The 338-nt window shown below is 50.9% G+C and carries 1 rRNA gene; it reads left to right on the forward strand.

Annotated features, from left to right (window positions below):
• Positions 1-338, forward strand: a 23S ribosomal RNA gene (locus H6A32_RS16010); the annotation flags it as partial.

The following is a 338-nucleotide window of genomic DNA, read 5'->3' on the forward strand; positions in this document are numbered from 1 at the left end:
AAGTGACTTCCAAGAGTAATAGAATGGTTTTGGGAAAGCCAGCCAGAGAGGGTGAAAGCCCCGTACATGAAATTCGAGGAAGCGCGGCAGGATCCAGAGTACTACGAGACACGTGGAACCTTGTAGGAAGGAGCGGGGACCACCCCGTAAGGCTAAATACTCCTTAGTGACCGATAGCGCATAGTACTGTGAAGGAAAGGTGAAAAGGACCCCGTGAGGGGAGTGAAAGAGAACCTGAAACCCTGTGTTTACAAGCTGTGGAAGAACGAGAAATGTTCAACCGCGTACTTTTTGTAGAACGGTCCGGCGAGTTACGCTGGCAGGCGAGGTTAAGGACT

The organism is Drancourtella massiliensis, from assembly GCF_016900655.1.
GTDB lineage: Bacteria > Bacillota > Clostridia > Lachnospirales > Lachnospiraceae > Sellimonas > Sellimonas catena.